The 16,279-nt window shown below is 42.2% G+C and carries 14 protein-coding genes; 7 read left to right on the top strand and 7 right to left on the bottom strand.

The genetic code is table 11. The features are described 5' to 3' along the window. Window positions 1-403 precede the first annotated feature (403 nt). Together GKR71_RS15465 and GKR71_RS15470 are read left to right on the top strand one after the other, a co-directional pair. Window positions 404-1,309 carry a winged helix-turn-helix domain-containing protein gene (locus GKR71_RS15465; RefSeq protein ID WP_036950391.1) on the top strand — a complete coding sequence of 302 codons (906 nt, stop codon included), beginning with the start codon at window positions 404-406 and terminating at the stop codon, window positions 1,307-1,309. A gap of 5 nt (window positions 1,310-1,314) precedes the next feature. Continuing rightward, window positions 1,315-1,776: a hypothetical protein gene (locus tag GKR71_RS15470; protein WP_154634529.1), complete on the top strand. Its 462-nt coding sequence runs from the start codon at window positions 1,315-1,317 to the stop codon at window positions 1,774-1,776. Window positions 1,777-1,834: 58 nt separating this feature from the next. On the opposite strand, the gene GKR71_RS15475 is transcribed toward GKR71_RS15470, so the two are convergent. Further along, on the bottom strand, window positions 1,835-2,167 hold the full coding sequence (locus GKR71_RS15475; protein WP_051422597.1) for a helix-turn-helix domain-containing protein: 333 nt from the start codon (window positions 2,165-2,167) through the stop codon (window positions 1,835-1,837). A 705-nt stretch (window positions 2,168-2,872) separates the two neighbouring features. Here GKR71_RS15475 and dmsA point away from each other — a divergent pair. The 4 genes from dmsA to dmsD all read left to right on the top strand — a co-directional run bounded on the left by dmsA (window position 2,873) and on the right by dmsD (window position 7,694). Continuing rightward, window positions 2,873-5,317, top strand: coding sequence for a dimethylsulfoxide reductase subunit A (gene dmsA / locus GKR71_RS15480; protein ID WP_108478651.1), 2,445 nt, complete (start codon window positions 2,873-2,875; stop codon window positions 5,315-5,317). Window positions 5,318-5,328: 11 nt separating this feature from the next. Continuing rightward, window positions 5,329-5,946: a DMSO/selenate family reductase complex B subunit gene (locus GKR71_RS15485; RefSeq protein ID WP_036950397.1), complete on the top strand. Its 618-nt coding sequence runs from the start codon at window positions 5,329-5,331 to the stop codon at window positions 5,944-5,946. Window position 5,947: 1 nt separating this feature from the next. After that, window positions 5,948-6,805 carry a DmsC/YnfH family molybdoenzyme membrane anchor subunit gene (locus tag GKR71_RS15490; RefSeq protein WP_132496824.1) on the top strand — a complete coding sequence of 286 codons (858 nt, stop codon included), beginning with the start codon at window positions 5,948-5,950 and terminating at the stop codon, window positions 6,803-6,805. 274 nt (window positions 6,806-7,079) lie between these two features. After that, window positions 7,080-7,694, top strand: a complete 615-nt coding sequence (gene dmsD, locus GKR71_RS15495) for a Tat proofreading chaperone DmsD (RefSeq protein ID WP_036949883.1) — start codon at window positions 7,080-7,082, stop codon at window positions 7,692-7,694. A gap of 37 nt (window positions 7,695-7,731) precedes the next feature. On the opposite strand, the gene GKR71_RS15500 is transcribed toward dmsD, so the two are convergent. The 6 genes from GKR71_RS15500 to codB all read right to left on the bottom strand — a co-directional run bounded on the left by GKR71_RS15500 (window position 7,732) and on the right by codB (window position 14,197). Further along, complete coding sequence (locus tag GKR71_RS15500) at window positions 7,732-8,340, bottom strand: sulfite oxidase heme-binding subunit YedZ (RefSeq protein WP_036949885.1); 609 nt, start codon at window positions 8,338-8,340, stop codon at window positions 7,732-7,734. Beyond that, entirely contained in the window at window positions 8,340-9,347 is a 1,008-nt protein-coding gene (gene msrP / locus GKR71_RS15505; RefSeq protein WP_036949887.1) for a protein-methionine-sulfoxide reductase catalytic subunit MsrP, read from the bottom strand. The genes GKR71_RS15500 and msrP overlap by 1 nt, the downstream gene beginning before the upstream one ends. Before the next feature lie 109 nt (window positions 9,348-9,456). Beyond that, the gene (locus tag GKR71_RS15510) at window positions 9,457-10,818 is read right to left on the bottom strand and encodes a heavy metal sensor histidine kinase (RefSeq protein ID WP_154634530.1); all 1,362 of its coding nucleotides are present in this window, start codon (window positions 10,816-10,818) and stop codon (window positions 9,457-9,459) included. Beyond that, window positions 10,815-11,486: a heavy metal response regulator transcription factor gene (locus GKR71_RS15515; protein ID WP_036949891.1), complete on the bottom strand. Its 672-nt coding sequence runs from the start codon at window positions 11,484-11,486 to the stop codon at window positions 10,815-10,817. The genes GKR71_RS15510 and GKR71_RS15515 overlap by 4 nt, the downstream gene beginning before the upstream one ends. A 172-nt stretch (window positions 11,487-11,658) precedes the next feature. Beyond that, window positions 11,659-12,957, bottom strand: coding sequence for a cytosine deaminase (locus GKR71_RS15520; RefSeq protein ID WP_230085101.1), 1,299 nt, complete (start codon window positions 12,955-12,957; stop codon window positions 11,659-11,661). Then, a complete protein-coding gene (gene codB, locus GKR71_RS15525; RefSeq protein WP_036949895.1) occupies window positions 12,950-14,197 on the bottom strand; it encodes a cytosine permease in 1,248 nt (415 codons plus the stop codon). The genes GKR71_RS15520 and codB overlap by 8 nt, the downstream gene beginning before the upstream one ends. Window positions 14,198-14,998: 801 nt before the next feature. Between codB and dcuC the strand changes: the two genes are divergently transcribed. Then, window positions 14,999-16,273 (top strand): C4-dicarboxylate transporter DcuC, encoded by a 1,275-nt coding sequence (gene dcuC, locus GKR71_RS15530; RefSeq protein ID WP_154634531.1) that lies wholly within the window; start codon window positions 14,999-15,001, stop codon window positions 16,271-16,273. Window positions 16,274-16,279: the final 6 nt, after the last annotated feature.

The following is a 16,279-nucleotide window of genomic DNA, read 5'->3' on the forward strand; positions in this document are numbered from 1 at the left end:
TTATATTTAATAATGTGTATTAAGAATCTCTGGATATGCATATCCAAAGATTCAAATTTAAATTTCACCATTTTTAATGTCAGGAACTGTGCAGGCGAAATGATAGATAATAAAAATCATTTACATCATTAAGAGATGAATGTTTTGGAGCCTGCTCGTTCTGTGATGCAGAATACTCTCACTCCTCAGCTGGATAAACTAAATAAACTACTTAAGTATTTTTATTTATATGGAATTCTAAAAATACTCATTATTAACAATGGGTTGTGGATTTGTGGTGCTAAAAAACTCAATAAAACCTTCAAATTTATTTTAGTTTTTTATGATTTATTTCAATTTTCGGTTCACTCGCATGGGTAGTATAGTGTGGCGATGTTTTACTATATTAATAAAGAATGAAATTATGAAATCGAGTATAAAATATATAATTAATGACAAGTTTGAGTTTGACTACACCAATAAGAAAATCACATACATACTTAATGGAGATAAACGTAAAGTCTTAACGCCAGCTGCGAATATTCTTTTATTTTTAATAAAAAACAAGGTAGATGGAGATAATGAAGTTATTTCACAAGATGAGCTATTTAGTGCAGGTTGGGGTGAAAAAAAGAAGTTTGTGACAATCAATACGTTTTATCAAAACATTTTATTGTTACGAAAGGCATTTAGCGAACTCGAACACAATTTTGAGATAATAAAGAATATTCCTAAAAGAGGCTATAGGCTTGTTGATGATATACATATTCTTAACTCATCGATAAATAATGTAAATAGTAGTAGGTTTAGAAATAAACACAAAATTGATAGGAAATATGATGGGAAAATAGAAAAAATCCATATCCCTAAAGTGGAAAAAGTAGAAAACCATAAAAATATCAGCATAAATACTCCTCCTAAATATCCCTCTGGGTATATTAAAAAAAAGAATGTGTGGCTCAGTTTCTCAAATCGTGAAGTGAAAAGAACAATCATTATGCTAGTTCTAATTGTGTTGATGACAACAATTTTTTTTAGCTATATCGATTTTCAAAAAAAAAGTAGTAGCTTATCGAACTACACCCATTGTGGAGAAATTAATAGTAAAATAATACTCTGTAATAAGCAGATGGATTTAAATGCGAAATTATCTAAATTTCTCTCAGATGAAATTATTTCAAAGTCATTTGATGATTATCAATATATGTATGTGATAAGACGGAATTTCACTAATAAATTATCAATCATTTATTGCATCAGAGAGTTAGATTCATTTTCGTTAAAAGATAATGAATGTGTTTCGTATTACATCATGGATTGGGCTGGATAATAAAAATGAAAAAAAGCATCTTGAAAGCTGTTGTTTATACATCAGCAATTATTCTTTCTTCTATTGCTGTATACCAGGTTAATGAATCAGATGACATTATTTGTCGATCCTCATTTAGGACTATTTCTATTGAAAACAATGTAAAACTCTCTTTGAGTATTTCTTACACCTTAGGCGATCATGAAGGGTGGGTGAATTTAAAGGGCAAGTTTAGCCAAAATGGTATTGAGAGTGAGGTAGCAAGAAAGGTTTATATCGATATTATAAAGATTGGCGATAGTCTTAAAATTAAATCTAAGAAAAATATTTTATTGAATTCGGATAATACGGACTCTTCGGAGTTAGAAAAATATTTGTCTCAGTCTTATTTGGAACCCAACCTAGATATGGATATCTTTCTCTATCCTCAGAAAAGTGGTGGGTATGTCTTTTTCACCAATGATATGTATGCTTTTTATTGCAAATGATTAAATATGAGCGTGATAGATAATCTACCCAATAAAAAGATTATCTATCACTACCTCTTTAATCCTGTGTATGTAGTCGTTTAACGATCATGACAAGGTCGTTGAGGAAAGTCTCAATATCCATGTCAAGTTTGCTAATAATTAAAAATAATCTCGGTAATGTGATATTGCTGATCCCTACCTCATACCGTGAAAACTGTTGCTGACTGACACCGACACGGCTAGCGATTTGGCTTCCAGTCAAACCCAGTTCTTTTCTTTTTTTTCTTATATAGTGCCCGATTAAATTGTTTATTTGAGCTTCATTCTCTCCGGCAAAGTAAAAGCTAATATCTTGAATGGGTAATTTATAGGCTTGCGTGCTTTCAAAGGAAAGGTGTTCACTCATCATATGTCCTCTTGCGTGATGGAATCATAATTGTTGTATTTCCACCGAGGGGTGTAAACCAAATTAAAAATCAAATAGTTTTTAGTCTTTTAATCTAGGTTTTTTATGTAGTTAGGGAATTTCTTTATTAAAAAATTAAGTTTTCATATTTTCTTAATTAAAAGCAAAATGAGTATTTTGAAAGAGAAATCGTTTGAAATGATAATAGAAACCAATCTTATTAAGATTATTATTTATTATTAGTGGTATCACAATAATTTGCGCAATATGATGTTTTTTAATCAAGGGTTCTTTTCGCAGGAATATCGATAAAAATAATCAGAAAATAATAAAGCTTTAAGCGTGTTATTTTTGAATAATCATTTGAATATAGACAGTTATATATTATAAATCTCTTTTTTATATATTTAATTATATAGCGAATAGGTGAAATAAACCGCGAATGAAGCGGCATAAACACATTGATGATGTTGATTATTAATGTATTTATTGATGTAAGACAATCTCTCGAATTCCCCGATTGATATTATTAACTCAATCAAAAACTCTAATTACCTCTAATTATGTGGCTGGCGGTTTTATCGCTAATGGCACACAAACTGCATTTTTTAATTCTATTGTTTTAACGAAAAAATTTAGCGAAAAAAATTTTAGCGAAAAAACTTCTTATTATTTTAAGCAATTGCAATTTAAGTGAGCGAGTTATATATGGCCAATATAAAAGAGAAAGCTGCTATTTTTGCTCCTCTTAGCCGTCGCGGCTTTGTGAAAGCGGGCGCCGTGACAGGTTTAGCCGCCGCAGCGGGAGGATTTTCTCTTCCGTTTAGCGCTTCAGCGGAAACAGAGCAAAAAACATCGACACCATCAGGGAATGAAAAAGTTGTTTGGAGTGCATGTACAGTTAACTGCGGAAGCCGTTGCCCATTGCGCATGCATGTCGTAGATGGCGAGATCAAATACGTCGAAACCGATAATACGGGTAATGACGTGTATGAAGAGCTGCATCAAGTCCGTGCATGTTTACGTGGCCGCTCTATGCGCCGCCGCGTCTATAACCCTGACCGTCTGCGCTACCCAATGATGCGTGTAGGCAAACGCGGTGAAGGTAAATTTAAGCGAATCAGTTGGGAAGAAGCTTTCGACGCTATTGCCGATAACATGAAGCGTTTAATTAAAGATTATGGCAATGAGTCCATTTACCTGAACTACGGTACAGGTACTCTTGGCGGTACCATGACAAAATCATGGCCACCGGGCGCAACTTTGATTGCTCGCCTCATGAACTGCTGTGGTGGTTATTTAAATCATTATGGCGACTACAGTACCGCACAAATTGCGGCAGGTCTGAATTATACCTTTGGTGGCTGGGCAGACGGTAATAGCCCTTCAGACATCGAAAACTCTAAATTAGTGGTGATGTTTGGTAACAACCCTGGCGAAACGCGTATGAGCGGCGGCGGGGTGACTTACTATGTTGAACAAGCACGCGAAAAATCTAACGCGAAAATGATCATCATCGATCCTCGCTACACCGATACGGGTGCAGGGCGTGAAGATGAATGGATCCCAATTCGTCCGGGTACTGATGCGGCGCTCGTTAACGCCATTGCGTATGTGATGATCAAAGAAGACTTAGTGGATAAGCCATTCTTAGATAAATATTGCGTAGGCTACGATGAAACCACCATGCCAGCTGGCGCACCAAAAAATGCGCATTACAAAGCTTATATCCTGGGTGATGGTCCTGACGGTCAAGCGAAAACCCCTGAATGGGCGTCATCCATCACCGGTATTCCGGCAGATCGCATTGTAAAATTAGCCCGTGAAATTGGTACCGCAAAACCTGCGTATATTGTGCAAGGTTGGGGTCCTCAGCGTCGTTCGAATGGTGAGCTGACGTCTCGTGCTATCTCAATGCTGGCGATTTTAACCGGTAACATCGGTATTCATGGTGGTAACACGGGGGCTCGTGAAGGCTCTTACAGTATTCCATTCGTGCGTATGCCGACCTTAACTAACCCAGTGCAAACCAGCATTTCCATGTTTATGTGGACTGACGCTATCCTGCGTGGTCCTGAAATGACGGCTACCCGTGATGGTGTCCGTGGTAAAGATAAATTGGATGTGCCAATTAAAATGGTATGGAACTACGCAGGTAACTGCTTAGTTAACCAACATTCAGAAATCAACCGTACCCACGATATCCTGCAAGACGAATCGAAGTGCGAAATGATTGTGGTGATTGATAACCACATGACCGCCTCTGCAAAATATGCCGATATCTTACTGCCAGACTGCACTGCGTCTGAGCAAATGGATTTCTGTATGGATGCTTCCGCGGGGAATATGTCCTACGTTATTTTTGCTGACCAAGCTATCAAACCCCGTTTTGAAAGCCGAAATATCTATGAAATGACCAGCGAAATTGCCAAACGCATGGGTGTCGGTGAGCAGTTTACTGAAAATCGTACCCAAGAAGAGTGGTTACGTCATTTATACGAACAATCTCGCGCAGCATTACCTGAGCTGCCAACGTTCGAAGAGTTCCGTGAGCAAGGTATCTTCAAAAAACGTGATCCTAAAGGTCACCATGTGGCTTATCAAAGTTTCCGTGAAGACCCGATTGCGAATCCATTAACCACGCCATCAGGCAAGATCGAAATCTATTCCGCACAATTAGCGGAGCTGCAAAACTCATGGGAGCTGGAAGAGGGAGATGTTATCCATCCATTGCCAGTCTATTCCGTTGGGTTTGAGCAGTATGGCGACCCATTAATGGAGAAATTCCCATTACAATTGACGGGCTTCCACTATAAATCACGTACCCACTCAACCTATGGCAACGTGGATGTATTGAAAGCGGCTTGTCCTCAAGAGTTATGGATCAACCCACAAGATGCGGCGAAACGCTCCCTGAAACATGGGGATTTAGTCCGCGTATACAATGACCGAGGCGAAGTGCGTGTCAAAGTCAAAGTTACCCCGCGTATTTTACCGGGTGTGGTTGGTTTAGGAGAGGGTGCATGGTATGACCCAGATGGTAACCGTATTGACCATGCGGGCAGCATTAACGTGCTGACCACGCAGCGTCCATCGCCACTAGCGAAAGGAAACCCATCACACTCTAATCTTGTTGAAGTTGTGAAAGCTTAAGGATGCCAGATATGTCAACGCAATATGGTTTTTATATCGATTCAAGTCGTTGCACTGGCTGCAAAACCTGTGAGTTAGCCTGCAAAGACTTTAAAAATTTATCTCCAGAAGTGAATTTCCGCCGTATTTATGAATACGCGGGCGGTGATTGGACTGAGCAAGATGGCGTTTATGGGCAGAATGTTTTCGCCTATTACCTGTCTATTTCGTGTAACCACTGCGATGATCCAGCGTGCGCTAAAGTATGTCCAAGTGGTGCGATGCACAAACGCGAAGACGGGTTTGTGGTGGTGGATGAAGAAGTCTGTATTGGTTGCCGCTATTGCAGTATGGCATGCCCTTACGGTGCGCCTCAGTTTGACCAAGTCAAAGGTCATATGACCAAGTGTGATGGTTGCTATGAGCGTGTTGCAGAAGGCAAAAAACCAATATGTGTGGAATCTTGCCCATTACGCGCATTGGATATGGCGCCGATTGAAGAGCTACGCGCTAAATATGGCGATTTAGCGGAAATCGCACCGTTACCATCGGCTGAGTATACTCATCCAAATATCGTTTTAAAATTGAATGCCAATAGCAAACCTGTCGGTGATACCACGGGTCATCTGGCTAACCCGGAGGAAGTTTAATATGGGCGCGGGAATTCATGAATGGCCATTGATGTTTTTCACCGTTATTGGTCAAAGTGTTGCGGGTGCATTTATTGTGATGGCAGCGGTTTTGTTAAGTGGAAAACTATCCCCTGAACTTAACCGTAAAGTGCATTACAGCATGTTTGGCTTGTGGGTGTTAATGGGGATTGGTTTCTTATTATCCACGATGCACATGGGCACACCACTGCGTGCATTTAATGCCTTCAATCGCTTAGGGGCTTCTTCACTGAGTAATGAAATTGCCAGTGGTGCAATCTTCTTTGCCTTTGGTGGCTTGTATTGGTTGTTGGCAGTGTTAAATAAAATGCCTGCTGCGCTAGGCAAACTGTGGTTAGTGGTGGTAGCTGTTCTTGCGGCTATCTTTGTGGTGGCGACTTCCCGTGTGTACCAAATCCCAACGGTACCAACATGGAATAACAGCTACACCATGATCAACTTTGTGCTAACGGCATTCTTGGGCGGACCTATCTTAGCCGCATTGCTATTGCGTGTTGCTGGGTTTGACCTGCAATGCATTCGTCGTCTCCCTGCATTGAGTGCGATAGCATTATTAGTGAGTGCAGCCGCCGCAATCTCTCAAGGATTTGACTTGGCGAGCATTGAAACCGCAGTACAAAAAGCAACGGATTTAGTGCCTGATTACGGTTTCTTAATGGATATTAAGATTGTTGCCGTAGCGATGGGGCTGGGCTGCTGGATCATGCCGTTAATCGCAAAACGTAATCCATCCGTCATCAACTTGGGTATCGGTACTTTGTTAGTGTTGGCGGGTGAGATTGTTGGACGCGGTGTGTTCTATGGTCTGCACATGACCGTGGGCATGGCAGTTAACTAATCATCACCTCAAAGGCTTAGCAGATGGTTGCTAAGCCTAAGGTTGATGACAAAGAGGGATAAAAGCGTGGTTTTTCCCTCTTTGTGTTATCAGGCGAAAATCAATAAATTGATTTTCCTTGTTAATGTTACAACCCAAACGAGCCATTTCCAAACCTGATGGGTTTGGAAATGGTCTGGGGCTTAGCAGATGGTTGCTAAGCCTTTCGTTCCCAAGAATTTTTATCAATAATAAGCAAAACAACAAATAACACATGAACAGTGGATTACACACCATGAACGAATTCGCTTTAAATGACGTTTCTGTGACAGCTCGGATCCTTGGTGCGGCATTCTATTATTCCCCTGACCAAGTGCCTGAGATTATCGAATTATTGGTATCCGGTGAATGGGTTGCAGATTGGCACTACGGCTCTGAAGAGCAAAAACAAGGGATTGCCGCAGAGATGGCGACAATGCAACGTGATGATGAAACCCTTGATGAAGCTTATCAACGCCTCTTTATTGGTCCTTACGCACTCCCTTCTCCACCATGGGGATCGGTCTGGCTTGATAAAGAAAATGTGCTGTTTGGTGAGTCTACCTTGCAACTTCGTGAGTGGATGCAAGCCAACCAAATTGATATTCATTTAACCCAAAATGAACCCGAAGACCATTTTGGTTTATTGATGATGATGGTGGCTTGGGTGGCGGAACATCAACCTGAAAATCTTTCTGAATTATTAGGGAAACATATTTTGCCGTGGGGCCTGCTGTATTTAGATAAAATGCAGGAAAAAGGCGATTCTCCCTTTTATGTGGGGCTGAGTAAGTTAGCGCATTTAACGTTGGTGGCTTGGCAGGATTCGATGAATATTGAAGTGGATAAAAAACTGATTTTTTATCGCTGATGAGTCGGTTGGCGATCTTGGGGATCGCCAATTTATCCTAAGGTTTGATCGGCTGTTTTTGTTGGCTCCAAACACGATAAGCAAAAGCAGCGCCCACTAACACTAAGTAAATCATTGGCTCAGGCGTTAGGGTTTTTAATGACAAAGCATAGTGGCAAAGTGCGAGTAATAGTGTTGGGTAAAGCAGCATGTGAATTCTTTTCCACCATACACCTAGGCTCATTCGTATGCGGTTGAACGAACTCACCGCCATCAAAAATAAGCATAGCCAAGCCATGGCGCCAATCACTAAGTAGACCCGCGAAAAAACCTCCTCAAAAAAGAGTGATAAATTATTGACGCCAATCTCCAATAATAAATAGCTACTCAAATGCAGTAGAGCCCAGAAAAAGCACCATAATCCCAGTAATTTTCGTGTCTGAAACAGCGTGGTAAATCGCAATAATTTAGCGATAACGGGGATCAGTGCGATAACGATGAGCAAACGCAAAGCGGCTATTCCCGTAAAATGTTGGATGTCTTTAGCGGGATCAGCGCCAAGTCGCTGAGTATCAATTAAAAAAATCAGCCATGCCAAAGGAAGCAGAGCAATAAGATGAAAGCCTCCTTTGGTTAATCTCACTAATAGCCTGTTTTCTTGGGGCATTAGAAGTATCTCCGCAAGTCCATTCCCTGATACAAGCTCGCGACTTGGTCTGCGTATCCATTAAAAAGTAACGTAGGCTGTCGGGTTACTTGACCTAAACCCCCCGCACCAATAAAACGCTCGGTCGCTTGCGACCAACGAGGATGATCAACTTGCGGGTTCACATTGGCAAAAAAACCATATTCACTGGGCGCGGATAGGTTCCATGTGGTATCTGGCATCTGTTCGGTTAGGCGAATTTTGACGATAGACTTAATTCCTTTAAAACCATATTTCCAAGGAACAACCAAGCGGATCGGTGCGCCATTTTGATTGGGTAATGTTTTTCCATATACGCCAGTGGCAAGTAAGGTTAGCGGATTCATGGCTTCATCTAAACGTAGCCCTTCAACATAGGGATAAGGTAAGCCACCGCCGATATAACGGCTTTTTTGTCCTGGCATTTGTTCGGGAGCATAACGAGTTTCAAAGGCGACATATTTGGCTTTGCTGGTGGGCTCCACCAATGCCAATAGTTTGGCTAACGGAAAGCCCACCCAAGGAATAACCATCGACCAAGCTTCGACGCAGCGCATGCGATAAATACGCTCCTCTAGGGGAAACTTGGCGTTGATATCATCTAAATTAAGGGTCAAAGGACGATTCACTTCCCCATCAATGGTTACTGTCCATTCGTCGGTAATGAGGGTATGCGCGTTTTCAGCTGGATCAGATTTTCCTAGCCCAAACTCATAAAAGTTATTATAGCCAGTCACTTTATCTTCAGGTGTCAGGGTTAACGATGACTGAAACTCTTCAGGTTGAATAAATGTCAGTGCTTTTCTTGGCGCTGAGGGCGTTGCTGGCGCATCGTCACTTAGCCAAGAAAATAAGCCCGCATTTGCTGTCGCTGCAACGGTTAAACCTGCTGCCCCCAGACCTAAGGCTTTGAGTAGCTGCCGGCGCTTCATAAAAAAAATGGATTCATCCGTGATTTGAGAGCCGGGGATTTTAGGTAACTTTTTCATTGTGCGCTCCATAGCAAAAAGAAGAATGAAATCAGTTATACCGAATGCGTGATAAAAGTGGCTGACAGTAAGATGACAAATTTGTCATCTTACTTAATTGTAGGAGATTTTAGATTGTAGGAAACGTTAGCGTAATGGTGCTGGTACCTGCTTCGTGTTTAAAACTAACCGAACCGCCATGCAGTTCAACAATCGCTTTGACAATCGCCAGCCCCAACCCAGTTCCCTCCGTGGTTCTGGCATTATCTCCGCGCCAAAAACGGGTGAAGATTTCCTCGCTATTTTGTAGGGAGTTCCCTTGGTTAGTGATGCGGATTTCTCTCTGCTGGGGAAGCTCAATGATCTGGGTGACCACGCGAGTATTTGGGTGAGAGTATTTAATCGCATTAGCGATAACATTCATGAATACACGGCTCAGTAATACCGGATCAGCATCAATCCTGAGAGTTGAAGGCTCACAATAAAGCGTAATCTGTTTCTCTTCTGCATAAGCCGAAAATAGTTCATAAACATCATTCACTAATTCTGATATTGAGAGATTTTCTCGATTTAACGTGATGTTTTTATTTTCAGCACGAGCAATAAATAACGTGCTTTGGATCATCTGTGCCAGCTTATCAAGCTCTTCAATATTGCTAATGATGACCTCTTCATATTCGCTCACATTACGGGAGCGTTGGAGTGTAATTTCATTTTGCACTCGTATGGCATTAATGGGCGTTCTTAGCTCATGGGCTAAGTCATCGGCGAACTGGGTTAGTTTAACAAAGTCATGTTTTAGCCGTTGGCGCATGGTATTCATTGATTCGCCCAGCTCTTTTAACTCTTGTGGAAGCTGATCAATATCGATCGGATCATTCAGCGCATGTACGTCCGTTTTGATCGTGATCTGGCTCAGTGATTGAATATCGGAGAGCCCTTTTTTCAGTAACCATAAACTCAGTAATCCCATCAACAATATTGAGAGGGCAGACACCAGCACGCTTTGGGTTAAATATTGGGTTAATACTCCGCTGCGGTCGACGGAGACTTTACCGAGTACCACATGGAGCTGCCCTAATGGTGAGTTCATGGCGAAATAGACCGCGGAGATGGGAATGCTTTGTGTGGTTTGCCAATGGTTGATGGCATGGATATTGAGCTGCTCAAGGTTTACTAGCCGCAGTGGTCGGGTATCCAGAAGTTCGCTGTTAGTCGCGACGAGTATATGCCCACTCGCATCAGAAATCTGGATCAAATCTTGGCGCATGTCCATCATGCTTTGGAAATACATCGGCAGCGTTTTGATATCGATGCCACCCGAAATTAATTTAGCGAGCTGCTCCGCACGGTTCACGAGCAAATTATTATCTTGTTCAGACAGCTCATTCTTCAGCGAGTGATATAAAACCCATGTCACGACGCCAGCATTAGCGACCATTAGAATGATAAACAGGGAAATAAGTTTAAAGCGTAGCGACTTTTTTTTCATTCTATTGGCCTATTTAAGCGGTATCCCATCCCTCGGATGGTTTCGATAAGCTTAACTTCAAACTCATCATCAATTTTCTTTCTCAATCGACGAATGGCGACATCGATGATATTGGTATCACTGTCAAAATCGATGCCCCAAACTTCACTGGCAATTAAGGTTCTAGGTAAAATTTCATCGCTATGCAGCACGAAAAATAGCAACAAAGAAAATTCTTGGCGGGTTAAGATGATTTTCTTTCCTCCGCGTTCAACATCATGGCGGGTCAGATCTATCTTTAAATCTGCAATCGTCATGGTTGTCGAGGTTGGCTGATTCACTTTGAGTTGGTTTTTAACGCGCGCTAATAATTCAGAAAACGAAAATGGTTTCACAAGGTAGTCATTGGCACCGAGCTCTAAGCCTTTAATGCGATCATCTACGGCATCCCGCGCCGTGAGGCAAATAACGGGAATACTTTTCGCAGTGCGTAAGATTTTTAAAATATCCCAGCCACTCATACCCGGCAGCATGATATCGAGAATAACCAATTGATAATTGTTTTCTAAAGCAAAGTAGAGTCCATCACGGCCATCATTAGCGACATCCACCAGAAAACCCGCTTCTTCTAAGCCATTTTTAACCCAACCTTGGGTTTTAAGGTGATCTTCAATTAATAGTATTCTCATGGAAACCCAGCAATCGTTTTATTTGACTTAATTCATCTTAAAGAAACTTTTACTGTAAAGAAACAGTCTGGGGTTTAGCAATAAAAATGAGGTATATGAAGATATTTCAGGGGAAAAAAACACGGGGAACTCATTGATTGCAGGCTCAACAAGCCCCGTGTTGGGGTAATACTTAGTTTTCGCTATGTGGCTGATAACCGTAACGAATTGTCTCGACATCGTCGAGTTGAATTTGGGTCACGGTTGGCTGCGTAGTGGCAATGACGCGACCATCGCGGATGGAATAGCGTACTGGCACTTGGCGGCGTACAGCATCAAAACCGTTTTCAGCAGGCAGGATCAGTAAGCTTGCACGTTTCCCTTCATCAATACCGTAATTTTGCAAATTCAACGTTTTTGCACTATGCTCAGTGATAAGCTTCAGACCATCATTAATCTGACCATAGCCCATCAATTGGCAAACATGCAGACCTATATGCAGCACTTGCAGCATATTTGCGGTACCCAGTGGATACCATGGATCGAACACATCGTCGTGACCGAAGCAGACATTAATATTGGCGGCGAGCATTTCCTTCACGCGGGTGATCCCTCGACGCTTTGGATAGGTATCGAAACGACCTTGTAAGTGAATGTTCACTAACGGGTTGGCGACAAAGTTAATCCCTGACATTTTCAGCAGACGGAATAAACGTGAAGCATATGCCCCGTTGTAAGAGTGCATCGCCGTTGTATGGCTGGCGGTAACGCGTGCGCCCATATTTTCACGGTGAGCAAGGGCGGCAACGGTTTCGACAAAACGTGATTGTTCATCATCAATTTCATCACAGTGAACATCGATTAAACGGTCATATTTTTGTGCCAGTGCAAAGGTTTTATGCAGGGATTCCACACCATATTCACGGGTGAATTCAAAATGCGGGATAGCCCCGACCACATCCGCCCCTAAACGTAGCGCTTCTTCTAATAGCTCTTCGCCGTTTGGATAGGACATGATCCCCTCTTGTGGGAAAGCAACGATTTGCATATCCACCCAAGGTGCCACTTCTTTTTTCACTTCCAGCATGGCTTTCAGTGCCGTTAAAGTGGCATCGGAAACGTCAACGTGGGTACGAACATGTTGGATACCGTTAGCAATCTGCCATTTTAGAGTTTGCCAAGCGCGCTGTTTAACATCGTCATGGGTTAGCATCGCTTTGCGTTCGGCCCAGCGTTCAATCCCTTCAAACAGGGTGCCAGACTGGTTCCAATTTGGCTGCCCAGCGGTTTGTGTTGTATCCAAATGAATATGTGGCTCAACAAATGGTGGAATGGCTAAGCCGCCTTCACCATCAAGGCTATTAGCGAGTACTTCACCTGCGGGCTGCGGAACGATAGCTTTAATTTGTTGATTTTCAATATCGATTCGCCACAGACCTTCACGCTCAGGTAAACGGACATTGTGGATATGTTGAATATGTTGATTAAGCACGGGTCATCTCCGAATTAGTGGCGCGTACGCGATTCAATAATGGATTCAGGATGGCGTAGCAGATAGCGCCGCCAAGCACTGCGTTAACAGGGACAATTCCCGGTAGCCAATGTCCTGCGGCAACACCCGCAGCCACGGCGATTAACGCACTGATATTCACATCGCGCATTTTGCTCATGTCAAAAGTGACATAGCGATGACGATACATTAAGTAATCCGCAATGATAATGCCACCAATCGGTGGAATGGCTGCGGATAAGAAGGTCAGCCAGCTAACAAAGTTGTTGTACAGCCACAGTGCGCAGAGTGTGCCCACTAAGCCGTTGATAATGGATAACGTCTTGCTGGATAAGCCTGTAATGTTGGCGAACCCTAAGCCGGAAGCGTACAGCGCGTTGTCGTTGGTTGTCCAAATGTTCAAACCAAGAACGATAATTGCTGGTAAGAGTAATCCTTGCGCGATCATTACGTCGGAGATATCCGCCATACCTAAGGAAGCTGCGCCCGCCGCACCGAAGATAAACATCAGTGAGTTGCCCAAGAAGAACGCCACAATGGCCACCAGTACCGCGATTTTCGGCTTACGCCCGAAGCGTACGAAGTCAGCGGTTAAGGTTCCTGCGCTGACAAACGAGCCGACGACCATCGCCAGTGCAAGGTTGAAATCGATTGGTTGTTCCGGTTTTACCATTTGCAGAGCGCTTAAACCACCGGCATCAGTGACAGCAAGATATACGGAGTAGCTTCCTAAGATAGCAATGGCAGGAACGGCGACAATGGACAGCACGGTTAACGCGGAGATACCGAAGAACACTGTGACGGTCATCAAAATACCGGAAATACCAATCAGTAAGTTGATATCCCAGCCTGTTGCTTTACCAACGGGAATGGCGAACATGGCAACGCCGACACCGAACCAGCCGACCTGTGTACCGCCAAGTAAGAAAGAAGGGAGCCAAGAGCCGCGAATACCGAAAGAATAACGTGCAAGAAGGTGGGTTGTTAAGCCTGTTTTAGAACCGATAAAACCAAGGAAGGCGGTGTAGACACCAAGAATAAGATTACCAATGAGAACTGCGAGGAAGAAATCGTTGAAACTAAGACCGGTACCGAGAGCGCCTCCGGTCCACATGCTGGCGGAAAAGAACGTTAAACCCAGCATTACAAAGGTTAATGCGAGCCCGCCTTTTCTTGCGGATATGGGTACTGGCTCATGACTATAATTTTTATCACCGGACACAATTGCCTCCTGTAGCTTTCCTCTGGCCAAAAAAATCTGACGAATTCTATAGCCGTAAAAATAAAAAGCAAACGGTTTCGCACATGCTTAAAAAGAATTAATGAATTGTGTTTTTGCTCATTTTTTATTCTAGTCTGTAGCGTAACTGGAAAGGGCGTGAGGCGGTAAACAGCTTGATGGGGTGAGATAAAGTCACGATAAAAACCAGCGGTTAGAATAGCCAATGATACAAACAAAAAACGTAAAATTAAGATAAAAGACTTCCGAATGTGTGGGTATCAATGATTCGTTTTTTTTATTTATATTTATTCAATAAAATATAATGTTCAAACAAATTTTAATATTTTATTTATTATTACGCATTTAAATTGTTGATTGGAATTTATTACTCCTTTTTTTGAGTAAAATATGATTTTAATCTAAATGAGAATCGATATTTATAAATCTAATTATTTACGTAATTTAATATTTAATTATTTAATGAGTAAAGAGTAAAAAAAGAGTTTCAATATTACCAAAATGATAACAACGTTAATTTTATCGTCATTTTGACGGAATTTAATGTTTCTTGCTGGTTGATCATGGTTATGTTTTTAAAGGATATTTTTTAATTTTGAATGATTTTTTTATAGTAAACATCGCGCTGATCACAAAATGAGGGTTAATTTCCAGATAGGGAATTAAAATTGATATCCCTCAATTAAATAAAACAATTAAAGTTCACAATGAATTACCAATTAAAAATTCATTCTTTTCTTTATTTGTTCTATCTATTTCTCCAGGGAATAAAAGAGGTCAGTCATGATAATACAAATTATCGCGGCATTAGTTATCGTTGCTACAATTTATCTTTTAATTAAAAAATATGAAACTCGGATGGTATTAATTGCTGCTGGGCTAGTACTCTGTATTATTAGCCTCGTGCCAATGGATGCCTTAAATGCATTTAGCGAGCGCATGGTTTCGGCTCCGCTGATCCAAGCCATTTGTTCCAGTATGGGTTTTGCCTATGTTATGAAATACACCAAGTGCGATAAACATTTAGTACTGGTGCTATCTCGTGTTCTGACTCGACTGGGTTTTTTCCTGATCCCCGCAGCAGTCGTACTGACTTTCTTTATTAATATTGCGATCCCTTCTGCGGCTGGATGTGCCGCCGCGGTTGGTGCGACATTGATTCCGTTACTGATTGCTGCACGTATTCACCCAGCTATTGCTGGTGGTGCTGTGCTGTGCGGTACGATAGGTTCTATGCTAAGCCCTGGGTTGTCACATAACCCATTTGTGGCGCAGATGTCGAACATGAGTATTGTTGACTTAATTGCTCGCCACGGACCATACAGCTTAGCAGTTGGAGGCATCGCTGCCGTTTCCTTAGCGATCGTTGCTTTAGTGAAAAAAGAGTGCAACATGAAAGCGGTTGTCGAAGTGAATGGCACCGCGGGCACAGAACAAAATGCAGCGGCAGAACAGCCAAATTATCTTTACGCGACAGCGCCGTTTATTCCATTAATCCTATTAATTCTGCCATTTATGGATGCGCTGAAAGCGTATCAAATTAGTGTGCCAGCAGCGATGGTCATTGGGGCAATTTATGCGTTAGTTATCACGCGTACTAACCCTTCAACCATTACTAAAGAGTTCTTTAAAGGGATGGGGAATGCCTATGGGGATGTTCTTGGGATCATCATCGCTGCTGCAGTTTTCTCTGCGGGTCTCAAAGCATCTGGCTTAATTGATTCCTTTATTGGTTTTCTGATCCACTCTCCTGAATTTGCACGTTGGGGAGGGACATTGGGCCCATTCTTAATGGGAATTATCACGGGTTCAGGTGATGCGGCCGCGTTTGCTTTCAACGAAACGGTAACACCATTTGCCCAGCAATTTGGTTATGAAATTCCTGATTTGGGGATGGCTTCTGCAATTTCAGGCGCATTGGGTAGAACCATGTCACCGTTAGCAGGTGCGGCTATCGTCTGTGCAGGTTTAGCCAATGTGAACCCGATGGAAATTGTGAAGCGTACTGCGCCTGGCATGATTGTTGGGGTGATCTTCATTGCGCTCATCATGCTTTAATTTTAA

Origin of the sequence: Providencia sp. wls1922 (assembly GCF_009706505.1) — a bacterium.
Taxonomy (GTDB): Bacteria; Pseudomonadota; Gammaproteobacteria; order Enterobacterales; family Enterobacteriaceae; genus Providencia; species Providencia lanzhouensis.